This is a genomic window from Taibaiella sp. KBW10 (genome assembly GCF_003852495.1).
GTDB lineage: Bacteria > Bacteroidota > Bacteroidia > Chitinophagales > Chitinophagaceae > Edaphocola.
Window position 1 is genome coordinate 585479 of sequence record NZ_QAJI01000005.1, and the last position, 16048, is coordinate 601526.

At 43.1% G+C, this 16048-nt stretch carries 12 protein-coding genes; 7 read left to right on the forward strand and 5 right to left on the reverse strand.

Going from position 1 to position 16048, the window contains the following annotated elements; translation table 11 throughout:
• The first annotated feature begins 92 nt into the window (after positions 1 to 92).
• The 3 genes from DBR32_RS12975 to DBR32_RS12985 all read left to right on the forward strand — a co-directional run bounded on the left by DBR32_RS12975 (position 93) and on the right by DBR32_RS12985 (position 6387).
• Positions 93 to 3842 (forward strand): SNF2-related protein, encoded by a 3750-nt coding sequence (locus DBR32_RS12975; protein WP_124636763.1) that lies wholly within the window; start codon positions 93 to 95, stop codon positions 3840 to 3842.
• Between the two features lie 153 nt (positions 3843 to 3995).
• The gene (locus DBR32_RS15655; RefSeq protein WP_199724484.1) at positions 3996 to 5225 is read left to right on the forward strand and encodes a MerR family transcriptional regulator; all 1230 of its coding nucleotides are present in this window, start codon (positions 3996 to 3998) and stop codon (positions 5223 to 5225) included.
• Position 5226: 1 nt separating this feature from the next.
• Positions 5227 to 6387, forward strand: a complete 1161-nt coding sequence (locus DBR32_RS12985) for an amidohydrolase family protein (protein ID WP_124636764.1) — start codon at positions 5227 to 5229, stop codon at positions 6385 to 6387.
• Here the strand turns inward: DBR32_RS12985 and DBR32_RS12990 are convergent.
• The gene (locus tag DBR32_RS12990; protein WP_124636765.1) at positions 6384 to 6572 is read right to left on the reverse strand and encodes a hypothetical protein; all 189 of its coding nucleotides are present in this window, start codon (positions 6570 to 6572) and stop codon (positions 6384 to 6386) included. The genes DBR32_RS12985 and DBR32_RS12990 overlap by 4 nt on opposite strands.
• Before the next feature lie 11 nt (positions 6573 to 6583).
• Positions 6584 to 7198: a recombination mediator RecR gene (gene recR / locus DBR32_RS12995; RefSeq protein ID WP_124636766.1), complete on the reverse strand. Its 615-nt coding sequence runs from the start codon at positions 7196 to 7198 to the stop codon at positions 6584 to 6586.
• Positions 7199 to 7329: 131 nt separating this feature from the next.
• Between recR and DBR32_RS13000 the strand changes: the two genes are divergently transcribed.
• The 4 genes from DBR32_RS13000 to DBR32_RS13015 all read left to right on the forward strand — a co-directional run bounded on the left by DBR32_RS13000 (position 7330) and on the right by DBR32_RS13015 (position 13751).
• Positions 7330 to 9444: a vWA domain-containing protein gene (locus DBR32_RS13000; RefSeq protein WP_124636767.1), complete on the forward strand. Its 2115-nt coding sequence runs from the start codon at positions 7330 to 7332 to the stop codon at positions 9442 to 9444.
• Between the two features lie 9 nt (positions 9445 to 9453).
• Complete coding sequence (locus DBR32_RS13005; protein ID WP_124636768.1) at positions 9454 to 10425, forward strand: sensor histidine kinase KdpD; 972 nt, start codon at positions 9454 to 9456, stop codon at positions 10423 to 10425.
• 21 nt (positions 10426 to 10446) lie between these two features.
• The gene (locus tag DBR32_RS13010) at positions 10447 to 11373 is read left to right on the forward strand and encodes a DMT family transporter (RefSeq protein WP_124636769.1); all 927 of its coding nucleotides are present in this window, start codon (positions 10447 to 10449) and stop codon (positions 11371 to 11373) included.
• Between the two features lie 95 nt (positions 11374 to 11468).
• A complete protein-coding gene (locus DBR32_RS13015) occupies positions 11469 to 13751 on the forward strand; it encodes a penicillin-binding protein 1A (RefSeq protein ID WP_124636770.1) in 2283 nt (760 codons plus the stop codon).
• Between the two features lie 90 nt (positions 13752 to 13841).
• Here the strand turns inward: DBR32_RS13015 and DBR32_RS13020 are convergent, their stop codons facing one another.
• The 3 genes from DBR32_RS13020 to DBR32_RS13030 form a co-directional block, all read right to left on the reverse strand.
• On the reverse strand, positions 13842 to 14486 hold the full coding sequence (locus DBR32_RS13020) for a ClpP family protease (RefSeq protein WP_199724486.1): 645 nt from the start codon (positions 14484 to 14486) through the stop codon (positions 13842 to 13844).
• 20 nt (positions 14487 to 14506) lie between these two features.
• Positions 14507 to 15211, reverse strand: coding sequence for an ATP-dependent Clp protease proteolytic subunit (locus DBR32_RS13025; RefSeq protein WP_124636771.1), 705 nt, complete (start codon positions 15209 to 15211; stop codon positions 14507 to 14509).
• 94 nt (positions 15212 to 15305) lie between these two features.
• The gene (locus tag DBR32_RS13030) at positions 15306 to 15959 is read right to left on the reverse strand and encodes a spermidine synthase (RefSeq protein ID WP_124636772.1); all 654 of its coding nucleotides are present in this window, start codon (positions 15957 to 15959) and stop codon (positions 15306 to 15308) included.
• Positions 15960 to 16048 lie beyond the last annotated feature (89 nt).

Consider the following 16048-nt stretch of genomic DNA (forward strand, 5'->3'; position numbering starts at 1 on the left):
AGCAGCATAAGTTGCCGCCTGTATTTTAATGATCTTTATGCCAGCTTTTTTACCTAACTTTGTCGCTTGCTTTTTTTGGTCCAATTTATCTCATGTCCTTACCCGAACTACTCAAACATATTTATCACAACGCTACCGATGAAGTAATCCGTAGAGGAAAGAAAATTTTTCATACTTCAGGGGTGCAAATGCTTGAAAATGATCCGCTCACCGAACAGGTGGCGTTTCGTGTACGGAATGATGTGTACAATAATTTTTACAAGGTAACAGTTAATAACTATTTACAGCCGGGTAAACTTTCTATGCGCTGCCAGTGCCCTTATAATATGGGACCGGTGTGCCGTCATCAGGCTGCAGCATTATTCCAGTTAAACGATTTGCTGCAAAGTGGCTTTTTTGAACATGCACACATTGATTATAATCAGGAACATACCACCGTGCGTATGCGCCAGATTACCGGCAATTTCCTGAAACTGTTCTCTTCAGAAACCATTACGGCAGTAGCCGAAGACTGGTATGCTGAAAACAGGATCAATATCATTGAGGCGAAGGATGAAGCGGTAAGAGCTGATGTCACGGATGATGAATCCCGGAAATTTACGGTAATCATCAAACAAAATGAAGAGCGCTATTTCGATACGACTTGTAGTTGTACAGAGAAAAGCTACCCTTTATGTATCCATAAGGTGGCCGTATTCCTGGAAATTCTCTATAGGCACGGCGCAAATTATTTTAGTTCGCTGCGCAACTGGGATACCCAGAAAAATAAGCTGCTGGCTCTGTATGGCTTTACTGTAGACGACGATCTGACCAACAAATTTGAGTTTTCCTATCATGAAGGCAAGCCGTTTTTGCGCGTATTGGATAAGACCATTAAAAAAATTGATTTTAATAACGCCGGGAGCAGACCAGTATTAGAAGCGAAGAAAGAACCGGTTAATACCATAAAAGAAGAACGCAAAAAACTGGGCGTATTGGTGCGCAATGCCAGCGACTATTACCCATACTCCTCTTTTGAGCTGGTGGCCGGTGTGCCCAATGCCAATACAGATGGTTATGAACGTAATATTGAGCTTGTACAATACACGCAATACATCGACCCCATTTATTTAGATGACAGAGAGAAAATACTGATTACCGCCCTGCGAAAGCAGAGCCCGGACGAATTAGTAAAGTGGCTGAAGAAAAACTCGCCTTTCGGCGATTTTCTGGATGGTGTGGATAAAGATCTGCGCAATAATCCCAATAATGACCTGAAACAACAAGTCTGGGATTTCACTATTCCCCGTTATCAAAGGCTTTTTGCCCAATACAAAGATTATCCTTTTATATACTATACCAAAAAGCCGAACAGCACAAAGCTGCAGGATTTGATTAAGTGTAATTTCAGCGAACAGGTATTTACAGCGCATATTGATGTACGCCCCTTCAAAACCGGCGTGAATGTTGCCTTGCAGATCTGTATCGGAGACAATATTCTGGAAACAAGCGAGCTGGAATTGTTGAATGCAGGTTTAGTATTATACAACCATACCTTTCACACGATCGGAAATGTTGATACCATTGATATCATCAGTAAATTCGATAAGTCGGGTGTGATGCATATCAATAAGACAGAGTGGCCCGAATACCTGGAAAAAGTATTACTGCCCCTGTCTGCTAAGACGACCATTCATTTTCATGAAAAACTACAAGAGCGCGTGATTTCGGAAGAACCGAAGTACAGACTCTATTTGAAAGAATCGGATAAAATGATGGCCTTTAAACCGGCTTTCTCATACGATGGTATCGAAAAGCATTGGTTAGATACCTCCTCTGCCGTAAGTGCCAAGAAAGGGAAAGTTGTGGTGTATGAGCGTAATGAAGCAGCGGAACAAACCTTCCTGAACCTCTTGCGTTACCTGCATCCTTCCATGCAGGAAAGCCGTAAGTCTCAGTCCTTTTTGCTCATGGCTGCCGAGGCCCTGAAAGGAAGCTGGTATTTCCATTTTATGGATACCCTGCGGGAGCATCAGGTAGAGATTATCGGTTATGAAAACCTGAAACAGATGCGCATCAATCCGCATAAACCGATCACCAATCTGAATATGAAGAGCGGGATCGATTGGTTTGATGTAGAGATGAGCGTGTCCTTTGGCGATCAGCTGGTATCGGTGAATGAAGTGAAAAAAGCATTGACCAAAAAGCAAACCTATGTGCAGTTGAAAGACGGCAGTATGGGCTTGTTTACCGATGAGTGGATGGACAAGTATGCCCTGATGCTGAAATTGGGCCAGGTGAAAGACGGAACAGTGCGCCTGAAGAAATTCCACTTCTCCGCATTGGAAGGAATACAGGAAGAACTGGGGCAAAATGAAGAATTACAGGATCTTTATGAAAAGAAAGAGCGCCTGATCAATTATACTTTTGATGAGAATGTACCGATAGAAATACCGGACAATGTATATGCAACCTTAAGGCCATACCAGAAAGCAGCCTTCCAATGGCTTACCTTCCTGAATGAAACAGGATGGGGTGGTATCTTGGCGGATGATATGGGTTTGGGTAAAACCCTGCAAACCCTGACCTTCTTACAGTCCTATCAGAATAAAAATCCGGATTCTAAATTTTTAGTAATCTGTCCGACCTCTTTGATGCATAACTGGTCAAGTGAGTTGAAGAAATTTACGCCCGACCTTAAAAGCATGATGCATCATGGGTCTAAGCGGAACAGTGCTATATCGGATTTTGATCCTGTCCACGTGATTATTACCACTTATGGTACATTACGCAGCGATATTAAGATGTTGTCACAGATCAATTTTGATTATGTGGTGATGGATGAATCGCAGGCCATCAAAAACCCTATTTCTCTGGTGGCCAAGTCGGCCTTACAATTGCAAGCCAAAAACAGGCTGGCCTTGAGTGGTACACCGGTACAGAACAATACCTTTGACCTGTATGCACAGATGAACTTCTTAAATCCGGGCATGTTTGGTTCTATTGATTTCTTTAGAAATGAATTTGCCAACCCGATCGATAAAAATCAGGAAGAAGAGGTAAAAGTGCAATTGCGCAAAATGATTTATCCGTTCTTGTTACGCCGTACCAAAGAGCAGGTAGCACCAGATCTGCCTAAAAAAGTAGAAATGGTACTCTTCTGTGAAATGGGGACGAAACAAAGGAAGATATATGATGCCTATCGCTCCGAATACCGTTCCAAAATACTGGGCGAGATCGAGGCCAAAGGGATTGAAAGGGCACAGATGAGCATTTTGCACGGTTTGATGAAACTTCGTCAGATCTGTGATTCTCCTGCGATCCTGAACGAAGCCGAAAAATTTGAAAACCATTCGGTGAAGATTGATGAACTCGTACGTGAGATCAGTGAAAATACCAGTAACCACAAGGCCCTTATCTTCTCTCAATTCCTGGGTATGTTGGGACTGATCCGGGAACAGCTGGAGAAAATGGGTATTCCTTATGTCTATTTTGATGGTAGTACTTCCATGACAGAGCGGGAAAAAGCCATTAATGAATTCCAGAATAGTGAAGACTGCCGTGTGTTCCTGATCTCCTTAAAAGCCGGTGGTGTGGGGCTTAACCTTACTGCGGCCGACTATGTATATATTGTAGATCCATGGTGGAATCCTGCAGTAGAGCAGCAAGCGATTGACCGTACGCACCGTATCGGGCAGACCAAAAGTATCTTTGCCTATCGCCTGATCTGTAAAGACACAATCGAAGAAAAGATTATGATGCTACAGGAACGCAAACTAAACTTGGTGAAAGACCTGATTGCGGATGACAGCGCTTTCCTGAAAAAACTAACCAAAGAAGATATTTCTTACCTGCTAAGTTAAACTATAAGCATAAGGGCGCACCGCAGGTGCGCCCTTATTTTGTCTATAATGTTATTAAATAAGGACTTAGATATTACATTATCTAAACAATAAATTTAAAAACAAGCCGGCGATCTATGAGGAGTATTGCATAATTCATCTTAAATTTGTGCAATGAGCCAAATGCCCACACTTTTTGATGATGAGGATTACTATGTGCCCCCGCCACAAAAAGAAACCAAGAAAAATACTGCGGCAAACAAAGAGACAACCGATGCTCCGGAATCGGCTGAAGAGGTAAGTGATGCCCTGTCCGAAGTGCCTGAAGAAGAAGTGATCCTACCTGATACAGAAGAAGCACCTGTAATGGAGGCTGATCCGGCAAATGCGCGATCAGAAGAAGAAAGATTACCGGAAGAAGCCGAAAGTGAAATTATAGAAGAGATTGTTGCCATAGATCCAACTGAGGATACCGTGGCCGCAGCAATACCGGAAGAAGAAGTGCTGCCGCTTACAGAAGAGACTGCTGTAATAGCGGCCAATCCTGAAACACCACAAGCAGCAGCAGAAAATGAGGTAATAGAAGAGGTACCCGAAAATGCGGTTATAGCCGAAGTTCCCGAAGAAGAAGTTATACTGATTCCCGAAGAAGCGCCCTTATTGGAGGCCGATCCGGTAATCGAAACACCGGAAGAGATCGTCGCAGTAGCTGACAGTGAAGAGATTGAAGAATTGGATGAGGAGGCACAACCGGAAATCGCTATACCTGCAGTGCCGGGTAATATTGCCTTTGAAATTCCGGAGGAAGAAGCGGCTGAAACGTCTGAACAGGAAATTTCTGTTGCCCCCATACAAGATCAACCGGTACAGGATTTGGACCGGCTTATGTTTTCCGAAATGGTAGCGATGCACTATGCCGCTTATGCAGGGCTCACCTTCGAACCGTCAAATGATAAGGATGCGGAAGCAATACCATCGACTGAAGCGGTATTAGAGACCGATGAGGAAAGCGTTTCAGAAGAAGAAAATATAGTAGAAGAGGCGGTTGCAGCAAGTTCAAATGCACCTCTTGTGCCCTTGCCTGAATTTAACCTTGAAGATAAATATTATAGTATCGGTGAAGTTGCGGCAATGTTTGGCGTCAATGTATCCCATATCCGGTTCTGGACGACTGAGTTTAGCCTTAAAGTACGGACAACCCGCAAGGGAGACCGCTTATTTAATCCGGCTAATATTGCCAAATTGCGATTGATCCATCATCTGGTGAAGGAACAAAGACACACGATTAAAGGAGCAAAGGAGAAGCTGAAGCATAGCAAACAAGCGATAAATGCACAAGTGGATTTAAAAGATAAATTATCGTTCCTGAAAGAAAAACTGGAACGAATCAAGCGCAATTTGTAAGATGAAGTACTATAGTGCAGACCGTATACATGACGGATACCAATGGATCACCATGCCCTCTGTATTGGTTTTTGAAGAAGACGGTACCTTCGTGAAGGCGGTACCTGCCGAAGAGATAGACCATACCTTAGTGGTACATTACAGTGGAACCTTAGCGCCTGCTTTTGTGAATGCACATTGCCATTTGGAATTGTCGCATACCAAAGGGCTTATTCCGGAAGATACCGGTCTGGTGGCGTTTTTGGGAAAGGTTGTGCTGCACAGAAGTGACAATGACATAGAAAAAAAAGAAGCCATCCTGAAGGCGATGAGTGATTTGCAAGATAGCGGATGTATCGCAGTAGGAGATATTGCCAACACCCTCGATCTTGTTGCGCTCCGTCCGGAAGCACAGATGCACATCCATACTTTTGTGGAAACAATGGGTTTTATCCCGCCGACCGCGGCGCAACGTTTTGCGTATTCTGAGCAGATATACCGGCAATACCAGGAACAAACCGTTGCTAAACACGGCTATACCTTAAGACAGTCTATTGTGCCACATGCACCCTATTCTGTATCAGAGACCCTTTTCGGGCTTATTAATTCCTTTGAATCAGCTAGCCTGATCTCTATTCATAATGAAGAAACTGCTGCAGAAAATGCCTATTTTGAGGACAAAGCAGCCGGTATGCACCAATTGTATGAAGCGCTCAGGATCGATGATACTTATTTTCAGCCTTCCGGCAAAACATCGCTACAGACCTATTTGCCTTATTTCGATACCGCGCATCCTTTTATTTTAGTGCATAACACCTTCATGTCGCAAGAAGACCTTGGTTTTATACATGCCGGTGGCTATAAAGCATCGCTGTGCTTATGCCCCAATGCCAATTGGTATATAGAGAGAACCCTGCCTGATATAGAAATGCTGGCACATTCCGGTCTGAACATCTGCTTGGGTACCGATAGCCTGGCCTCCAATCATACCTTGAATATCTACGATGAGGTGTTGAAAATACAGGAGCATTATCCCCATATATCCGAAGAAAAACTTTTGTGCTGGGCTACTTCCGGTGGTGCCAAAGCATTGCAGTTAGCACATGTAGTAGGTAGCTTTACGCCCGGTTTAAAGCCCGGTTTGGTACAAATAAAAGATAAGGTGTCGAAAAGGATATATTAATCCGAAGCAGCTTGTTCCTCTTTATGTTTTGCTACATTGTCCCGAAGGGATTGCATAAAGGCTTCCTGCTTTTCGCGTAAACGCTCTTGGCGTTGCTCTTTTCTGGCCTGGCTTTTCTGCTTCATATAGCTAAACACACCATATGCAAAGATAATAGCCAGGAGAATAAGTATATTAAAGGTCATACAGAAAAATATTAATGCTGTAAAATATCGACCGGCAGGCGCTTGGCAATGGCCTTACCTAAAGTAATCTCATCTGTATATTCCAGTTCCCCGCCAAAAGCCACCCCACGGGCAATGCCCGAGATTAATACATTTACGCCTTTTAATAATTTACTGATGTAATATACTGTCGTGTCTCCCTCGATGGTAGGGCTCAAAGCCATGATCAGCTCTTTTGGCTGATGCAAGTGTACGCGCTCCACCAGCTGGCCAATGTACAATTGATCAGGACCGATGCCTTCCAAGGGAGATAGTAAGCCACCCAAAATGTGGTATACACCGCTAAACTGCCCCGTATTCTCAATCGTGATCAGATCCCGGAAGTTTTCAACCACACAAATCAGCTCACGGTTACGGGAAGGGTTTTCGCAAATACTACAGATTTCTGCATCGGCAATATTGTTACATTCCCTGCAAAAACGGATATCCTCACGCATTCGCTGAATACGTTCTGTAAACATCGTGGTCACCTCAGCCTGCTCTTTTAGTAAATGCAAGACCATGCGCAAAGCAGTTTTCTTGCCAATACCCGGTAATTTACAAAAAGCTTCTACAGCATCTTCTATCAGTTTGGAGGTAAATATCATGTTTATGTCTAAATCAAATCTTTATGAATACGTTCTGCAAAAATATCAATTTAACAACATCAAAGTTCAATATTTTATGGGCATACTACAGAAATGATGTAATTTGCCGATATTAAAAAAAATCTGCAATAGTGAATAGGGTTTCGAATCGTTTTAGCAAGGGAATATTTTTCTTATTGGTTTTGTTATGTGCTGCAAGTGGTTATAGTTATGCACAAAAATCCAAGCCCGTAAAAATTTTATTTTTGCTGGACGGCTCCAGCAGTATGCTGGATGACTGGCAACCCAATACCCCGCGTTTTACTGCGGCCAGCCGTATTATTGTCAATATTGTAGATAGCATTCAGCGCGTTAACCCCTATGTAGAGTTTGGCGTAAGGGTATTCGGACACCAATACCCGATGTCCGCTAAAAACTGTTATGATAGTAAGCTTGAAGTAAGCTTTTCTGCCCAAAATATAGAACAGATCAAAGCGCGTTTGCGAGACTTGTCCGCAAGAGGCGTGTCGCCCATTGCCTGGTCGTTGCAGCAAACTGCCGACCTAGACTTTATATCCAGTGACCGGTATGCGTACAGTATTATCCTGCTTACCGATGGGGGGGAGAGCTGTGGCGGAAATGTTTGTGAAACCGTGCGAAAACTATTAAGCGGCCGCATTACCTTTAAGCCTTATATCCTGAGCTTGGTAGACTATGCACCTTTAAAAGGCGAGTACGACTGTTTCGGTAAATTTCTTACGGTAGCCACTCCTGCTCAGGTAAATCCGGCCATCAAAACTATTGTAGATGATAATAGAATCATGTTTGAACGGAATGATGGTAATTTAGTGACCACCAAACCTAATGATGTCATCGATACCCCTACAGTAACCAAAAGAGGCGCAGATTTGATTAACCCCAATGCGCAAAGGCGTTCCGAACTGGAAAAAGCATTGATTTATCTTAAAGTACCTACCGGGTCTCAGATCAGCAATATACCCAGCAAATGGTTTAATCGGATGGAGATCAAGAGCAGCCCTATTAAGCCTCCGGTTCCTAGACCATACGTATATAAAAGGGATTTGCCTCTGGTCAATTTTTCAAAAGATATAGAAGAACCATTAGTTGCCCGCTCCCTTACTCCTTTATTCAACCTGAAACGGCTGAGCAGAATACAGCGTATCAATAACCTGATCTCAAAGCCTGTATTGAAGCGTACCAGACAGACTCCGATGCTGGCGAAAGTGGACTTTTCAAAAGATATAGAAGTACCTGTCGTACTACAACAAATGCCTTTGTTTAGCCTGAGAAAGCTGACAAAAGTGCAACGCATCCCCAATATCATGGTGTTTCCTGAAGCGAGGTCTAGCAGGATAAAAACAACTTTAGGAAAAGTGAGGTTTGCTCCGGAAGAGCCGCAGACAGTAGCCGTGGTCCCTAAGCCCGAAAAAACGGTTGTGCCCAAAGAAGTAAAACCGCAGAAAAATAATCCCCCGCCCACACCCAAAGAAGATGCCCCGATCACGGTCGTAAAGCAAAAATCGGAAGACACAAAAGTATTGGTCTATTTTACCAATGGGAAAGGTAAGTTCTATAAAACAGAGCCCAGCATAGATTTTTATGATGTCAATGCCAAAAAAGTGGTACAGTCGAGTTTTCGTTATATCAATAAATCGACCGGAGAACCGGAACCCATCAAAATTGCACCGGGCACCTACAAGATTACCAAGCCGGGCACTTATTTTAAATCCGCTACCGTAACTATTGAACCCAATACTACCGATAAAATCGTTGTAACGGTAAGCTCCGGATCTATTAAGTTTGAATACAGAGGTAATAAAAGCCGTCCCGTAAGCGAATTTACTGCCTTAGTGAGCAATCGTTTTGAATCGGCTCCGGTGGTCAAGCAAGCCTGCGATTCTTTTGTAGAGTACGAGCCGGGAAGATATCATATCGAGATCAACACCCTGCCGCCGACGATGGCTTATATTCCGGAACTGAGTTTTATGCAAACCCATATTGTGGAGATCCCGGAGCCCGGAACAGTACAGATTACCAATACCAATATGAAAGGTAAAGTGCAATTTTACTACTTGAACGGCAGTAATTTTGAGCCCTTTTATGATATGAGCCTGAACGGAAATCCCGAAGCGCAAAAAATCGAATTTCTGCCGGGACAATATCAGGTTTATTTCTTTAAAGACGGATCAGAACAGATGAAGCAATTTCAGGTGAAAAGTAATAAAACCATCGCCGTAGAATTATAATCATAAGCAATGAAATTTGTCAATTTTCTATACATATTTATTTTCCTGTACACCATTGCTGCGCTGTCTTTTTGGGGACATAGCCTTAATGTGCAAAGCCAGACCATTTATGAATACGAGCAAAGGGAGCTGCGCAACAGCGTAGATCCGGTAATTAATTCGGTACAGTACAAGATTGGCGAAAATGCAATCCAGGAACGCTTACATACCCGGAACAGGCAGTATATAGGCGAGGGTATTACCTTTTTGGTGATCATCCTGATCGGTGCAGGGGTTGTTTATACCGCTTTGCACAGAACGCAATCGCTCTCCAAGCAGCAGCACAACTTTATGTTGTCCATCACCCACGAATTGAAATCACCTATTGCAGCGATAAAGCTGAACCTCGAAACCATTCATAAACGCAAGCTTACCGAAACACAATTACATACCTTGCTTTCCAGAAGTATTAAAGAGACCAACCGGCTCAATGACCTGTGCAACAATCTGTTGCTGGCCTCTCAATTGGAAAGTACGCGGTTTAAATCGGCATTAGACCGCATTAGCCTGACCAGTATTGTAAAGGAAGAGTTGGAACAGTATATAGACCGGAACAGCCATTCGTTTTTGTTAGATATTAAGCAAGATAGCTTTATCCTCGGCGATAAAGTCTTATGGAAACTGGTCGTGAGTAATCTGATAGAGAATGCCTGTAAGTACAGTCCTCCGGATGCACTGGTTACCGTCAAACTGAACAAAACCGATGATCAGCAATGGGTGCTGCAGGTTGCCGATCAGGGACAGGGTATTGCAGATGAAGAAAAGAAAAAAATCTTTCAAAAATTCTATCGCGTGGGTAGTGAAGAGTCCCGCAATACTAAAGGAACGGGACTAGGCCTGTTTATTACCGCACAGATCGTAGATAGGCATAAGGGTAGTATTGTCGTGCGTGATAATGAACCCAAAGGAAGCATATTTGAAATCACTATTGCTGCAGAATAAGCAGCGCAAACAGCGTCAATTTTGAAGAAAGCATTAATTCAGATGCACCTTGCCGTGCTCTTATGGGGATTTACCGGGATACTGGGCCGGGTGATCACGCTGTCTGCACCGGTTTTGGTATGGTATAGAATGGGTCTGACAGCATTATTCATCGGCATTATCCTGAGCTATAGAAAGCTATGGCAAAAACTGGAACGAAAAGATGTGAAAAAGGTGGTTGGGATCGGGTTGCTTTATGCGATACATTGGGTCGCCTTTTATGCCTCCATCAAATTGGCCAATGCCTCGATCGCTTTGGTCTGCCTCTCTACTGCAAGCGTATTCACGGCGGTCTTAGATCCCATACTCAATAAAAAAAAGATCAACCCCCTCGAGATCGGGCTCAGCCTTATCGCAATCCTGGGGGTTTATTGTATTTACGTGATGTATCCGGCTGAGGATGAATTGAAGCCGGATAAGAAAGCCATGCTTGATTTCCCTTTGGGACTGGCATTGGGTATCCTGGCCTCCGTGATCAGTGCCATTTTTACCGTCTTTAATAAACCACTGGCTGGAAAATATGAGCCAAGATTATTAGTATTCTACGAAATGATGATCGGCTTTATTTTCCTGACCATAGTTGCGCCACTGTATATCTATCAGAATCCGGCGGAGCCGTTGATCCCTTTTAATTGGGATATTATTTGGATCTTCTGCCTGGTGTATTTTTGTACCGTATTAGGACAGTCTTTGGCCATGACAGCCTTGAAAGACCTGTCGACCTTTACCGTAACTTTTTCAGTCAACCTGGAGCCCGTTTATGGCATTATACTCGCCTTTATCTTTTTTGACGAACAAGAACAGCTATCCGCCGGTTTCTACATCGGTATGGGGCTTATCGCACTGTCTGTATTGCTGCAGGTAAGCCTGCTGATCAGAAATAGCCGGAAGCAAAAGGTATTGGTATAAATAGAAAAGGCAGAGAAGACCATACTATAATTTAGAAAAATAGTGTTTTCTTTGCTGTAAATAGTGTATTCATATTTTATAAAAGAAGATAATAGATGAAAAGAAAATTAATAAGACTGATGTGGACGGTTTTCATAATAGGAGTCGTCTTTTTCGGGGCCATAGTTTTCGGTATTGAGAAGGGGTATATGGGAGAGATGCCGTCTATGGAAGAATTAGAAAATCCTTCTGCAGCCACAGCTTCAGAGATTTATGCCAATGACAAGAGCCTTATTGGTAAATATTATATCCTGAATAGGTCCAATTCTAAATACGGAGAAATCTCTAAAAATGTAACCAATGCGCTCATTGCCACAGAGGATTTCCGTTTTCAGGAACACTCCGGAATCGATGGGGTATCGGTATTGAGAGCAGTACTACTTTTGGGTAAAAAAGGGGGTGGTAGTACCATAACCCAACAACTAGCCAAAAACCTTTTCCCCCGCGAGAATCCGTCTATCTTCCAATTACCTTTTGTGAAGTTAAAGGAATGGATTATGGCTGTGAAACTGGAACGTAACCTGACCAAAGAAGAGATCATAACCTTATACCTGAATACAGTACCTTTTGGCGATAATACTTATGGTATTAAAAACGCTTCCCTGACTTTCTTCAATAAATCGCCGGACAAACTTTCTGTAGAGGAAGCCGCAGTATTGGTAGGGATGCTTAAAGGAAATACATTGTATAATCCACGCCGAAATCCGGAGATTGCCCTAGAACGTAGGAATACAGTAATTGACCAGATGGAAAAGTACAACTATCTTTCCGCTGCGGAAGCGAGTGCTTGTAAGGCCAAGCCCTTAAACCTGGATTATAACAAACTGGTACAGTCCGATGGTTTAGCACCCTATTTCAGACAAGTGGTAGAGCAGGAAGTGCGTAAATGGTGTAAGACCCACCTGAAAGAAAATGGAGAACCTTACAATATTTATAAAGACGGACTAAAGATCTATACGACCATTGATCCTATTTTACAGAAATATGCAGAAGAGGCCGTAGAAGAACAAATGAAGCAATTGCAGCGTTTGTTTGCTTCCCAAACGCAAATCCGTACCGGCTCTATCTGGAAGCAAGACCAACCGGCCAGGGTTTTGAAGCGCCTAATGGAGTCTTCCGATCGGTATAAAAATATGAAAGACGGAGGGGCTTCGGAAAAAGAGATCGAAAAAGCCTTTAATGCCAAAACGAAAATGACGGTATTTACCTGGGCCAATAAAGATCATGAAAGGGATACGACCATGACCCCGCTGGATTCCATAAAATATATGCGTTCCTTTATGCAGGCCGGATTTTTAGTAATGGATCCGCTGACCGGAGAGGTGAAAGCATGGGTAGGGGGTATCAGCCATGATTTCTTCAAATACGACCACGTAAATCTGGCCACAAAACGTCAGGTGGGTTCTACCATAAAACCTTTGTTATATTGCCTGGCTGTGGATAATGGTTATTCCCCTTGTGACAATGTGAGTACCGCACCGCAGAAATTTGCCGGACAAAGCAAACTATATAATGCAGGTGGAAGTAAATATGGCGGCATGTCTATGAAATCGGCCTTGGCGCAATCGGTGAATAATGCCTCCTTATACCTCTTGAATCAGACAGGTATTCGATCTTTTATAGAATTTGCACAGCGTTGCGGGATCAGTAGTACGATGCCGGAATTGCCTTCAATAGCCTTGGGGGCCTCCGATATTTCGCTGTACGAAATGCTTTGGGCCTATACCATGTTCCCTTCGGGCGGTATCAATACACAACCACAGTTTTTGGTGAAAATTGAAGATAAAAACGGAAATGTAATCGAAAATTTTGCGCCCGTTCAGAAAGAAATTATCAATTCCAATACAGCGTTTAAAATGGTGAAAATGATGGAGGGAGTTGTTGAAAGCGGTACGGCCAAACGCCTTAAAGGCCGTTTTGGACTGAGTGGCGATATCGGTGGTAAAACCGGTACGACCAATGGTCAGGCAGATGCCTGGTTTATCGGGTATACGCCACAACTCTTAGCCGGAGCCTGGGTTGGTAATGATGACCGTTTCTTACGGTTCAACAGCACTGCTTTAGGTCAGGGTGCCGCAGCGGCTTTGCCGATCTGGGGTTATTTCTTCCAGAAAGTATATAACGATCCGAAATCGAAATATAAAAGTGGTACAAAATTCGTAGAACCCGATGGATTTAATCTTTGTGGTGATGCTTATGGTACCAGTAGCGCCGGCGGCGGCACCAGTTATTACGAGCAGGAGTTTCAGGTGCAACGCCCTGTGTACAGTGGCTCCGATTCTTCCGGTGGAGATGATGATATCTTAGAGGAAGTGCCAAACCTGGATGATATCCGATAGGGTAAAAAATAGAAAATCAGTTTCCTTATAAAAAATTAAGGGCTGCTNNAGCAGCCCTTAATTTTTTATAAAATGCAAAGAAGATGAAACTTACAGTTTATCCAAAATGCCGTCTACGATGCCGTATTTAATGGCTTCCGGAGCATCCATCCAGTAATCCCTTTCCAGGTCTTTCAATACTTTTTCATAAGGCTGTCCGCAGTTCTCCGAAAGGATTCTTGCACCCAATTCCTTTGTTTTTTGAATTTGTATGGCATGGATTTCCAGGTCAGCACTTACCCCTCTGAAATAACCACCCAGGCTCGGTTGGTGAATCATCACTTCCCCGCTTGGGAAAATAAATCTTCTGCCTTTAGTACCGGCGCTTAACAGGATAGAACCCATACTGGCTGCCAATCCCATACAGATCGTACTGACCGGCGATTTGATCATTTTCATCACATCATGGATCACCATACCGCTGGTGACTACACCACCGGGGCTATTGATGTAAAATTTGATTTCTACTCCGGGTTGATCTGCATCCAATAACAGCAATCGGTTTACGATATCCTTGGCAGACTTATCTTCTACCGGTCCCCACAAATAAATATTGCGGTTCTTGAAAAATAATTCTTCTTGCTTTTTAGCCCACATACCACCGGGATTGTTATCTACCTGTGGTTTTTCTTCTTCTTCCTCTTCTTCCTCGTCTTCCTGACGAATATTCAGCTGATTCAATTTATAAGCGTTCATTTGTCGATAATTTTAAGGAGTTAAACAGATTTTTTAGCCTTACGCGGATTGCTCATCAAAACTTCATCTACGATACCGTATGCTTTCGCCTCTTCAGCAAGCATCCAATAGTCCCGTTGACAGTCTTCCGCAATTTTATCAAAAGGCTGGCCGGAGTGCTCAGAAAGAATGGTATACAGGTTTTCTTTGATACGCTTAATTTCTTTCACCGTAATTTCGATATCCGTGGCTTGACCCCCGATTGCACTGCTTGGCTGATGCAGCATAATACGGCTGTGGCGTAAAGCGGTACGTTTACCTTCGGTACCCGCACACATCAATACAGCGGCCATACTTGCAGCCATTCCGGTACAAATCGTAGCGATATCAGGATTGATTACCTGCATAGTATCGTAAATACCTAAACCGGCATATACACTACCACCCGGGCTGTTGATATACATTTGTACATCGCGGGAGCGGTCTACGCTTTCCAGAAACAATAATTGTGCGGTTACGATATTGGCCACATAATCATTTACCGGTTCGCCCATAAAAATAATCCGGTCCATCATCAACCGGCTGAATACGTCCATAGAGGCAACATTCATGGGGCGTTCTTCAATAATATATGGGGTAAGGGCAGTCGGATCAGCGCTTACATGGGCCGCATAACTATCAAAAGTATTACTGCTGATACCCTGATGCTGTATGGCGTATTTTCTAAATTCTTTAGGATTCATCATTTTGAATACATTTATTTTATCTAATCCTTACAAATATCAAACCAAATAATAAGAATGCCAAATTTGCAGTATTAGACAGGGCAGTTTCTGTTTCCTATCGTTTATATGCAATAAAGACAATGTTAGGGATAAGATAAATACAGTGTACGTCATGGTATAAATGCTGCAAATGATGGTGTAAATTTTTAGCATGCTCCGGATCGGTGCCAATATAATTTAACACAAGGATGCCATTTGCGGCAAGCGCCTTATGACACTGTATGGTAAACTCGTTAGAATAAACAAAAGAGGGCAGATCGGTATCGAGGAAAATGTCCACCACGGCCATGTCAAATTGTTGTTTCGGAAAAGCCATATATTCTGCGGCATCTTCGCATACACAGCTTAATTTCCCTTTAAATGCTTCGGGAGCCGTTTCTTCCGTAAGCTCCAGAAAGTCCTTTTCGATATCTACCAGCGTACAGGAAGGAAAGTATTTTAACCGGCTTAAGATCTGCAGGCCACTGCCCAGGCCGCAACCAAGAAATAAGATATTATTCGCCCGGGATAAGAACTCTTTTATGTGCGCAAAAGCTATTGCTAAAGGTTTATAATGGTATCCCTGAGAATATATGGCAGTCGGCGTAGATAACTGTAGTTCGTTACGATGCAAGACCAACTGCAGGTTACGGCTATAGTTACCGTTCCATCTTCTCAGCGATAGCGGAAAAATGTAGCTCAGCAGCTTTTTGTATTTCGGGATATTCATTTTATAATAATACGAAATATTATTAACATATATGTGACATCAATATGTTAATAAGGTCTGCCGGTTCTAAAAGAATCGCTACCCGGAGG

Bases quoted from the DNA above. Each gene is read 5' to 3' on its own strand.
- DBR32_RS12975 (WP_124636763.1), top strand. From the start codon at position 93: ATGTCCTTACCCGAACTACTCAAACATATTTATCACAACGCTACCGAT.
- DBR32_RS15655 (WP_199724484.1), top strand. From the start codon at position 3,996: ATGAGCCAAATGCCCACACTTTTTGATGATGAGGATTACTATGTGCCC.
- DBR32_RS12985 (WP_124636764.1), top strand. From the start codon at position 5,227: ATGAAGTACTATAGTGCAGACCGTATACATGACGGATACCAATGGATC.
- DBR32_RS12990 (WP_124636765.1), bottom strand. From the start codon at position 6,572: ATGACCTTTAATATACTTATTCTCCTGGCTATTATCTTTGCATATGGT.
- recR (WP_124636766.1), bottom strand. From the start codon at position 7,198: ATGATATTTACCTCCAAACTGATAGAAGATGCTGTAGAAGCTTTTTGT.
- DBR32_RS13005 (WP_124636768.1), top strand. From the start codon at position 9,454: ATGAAATTTGTCAATTTTCTATACATATTTATTTTCCTGTACACCATT.
- DBR32_RS13015 (WP_124636770.1), top strand. From the start codon at position 11,469: ATGAAAAGAAAATTAATAAGACTGATGTGGACGGTTTTCATAATAGGA.
- DBR32_RS13020 (WP_199724486.1), bottom strand. From the start codon at position 14,486: ATGAACGCTTATAAATTGAATCAGCTGAATATTCGTCAGGAAGACGAG.
- DBR32_RS13025 (WP_124636771.1), bottom strand. From the start codon at position 15,211: ATGATGAATCCTAAAGAATTTAGAAAATACGCCATACAGCATCAGGGT.
- DBR32_RS13030 (WP_124636772.1), bottom strand. From the start codon at position 15,959: ATGAATATCCCGAAATACAAAAAGCTGCTGAGCTACATTTTTCCGCTA.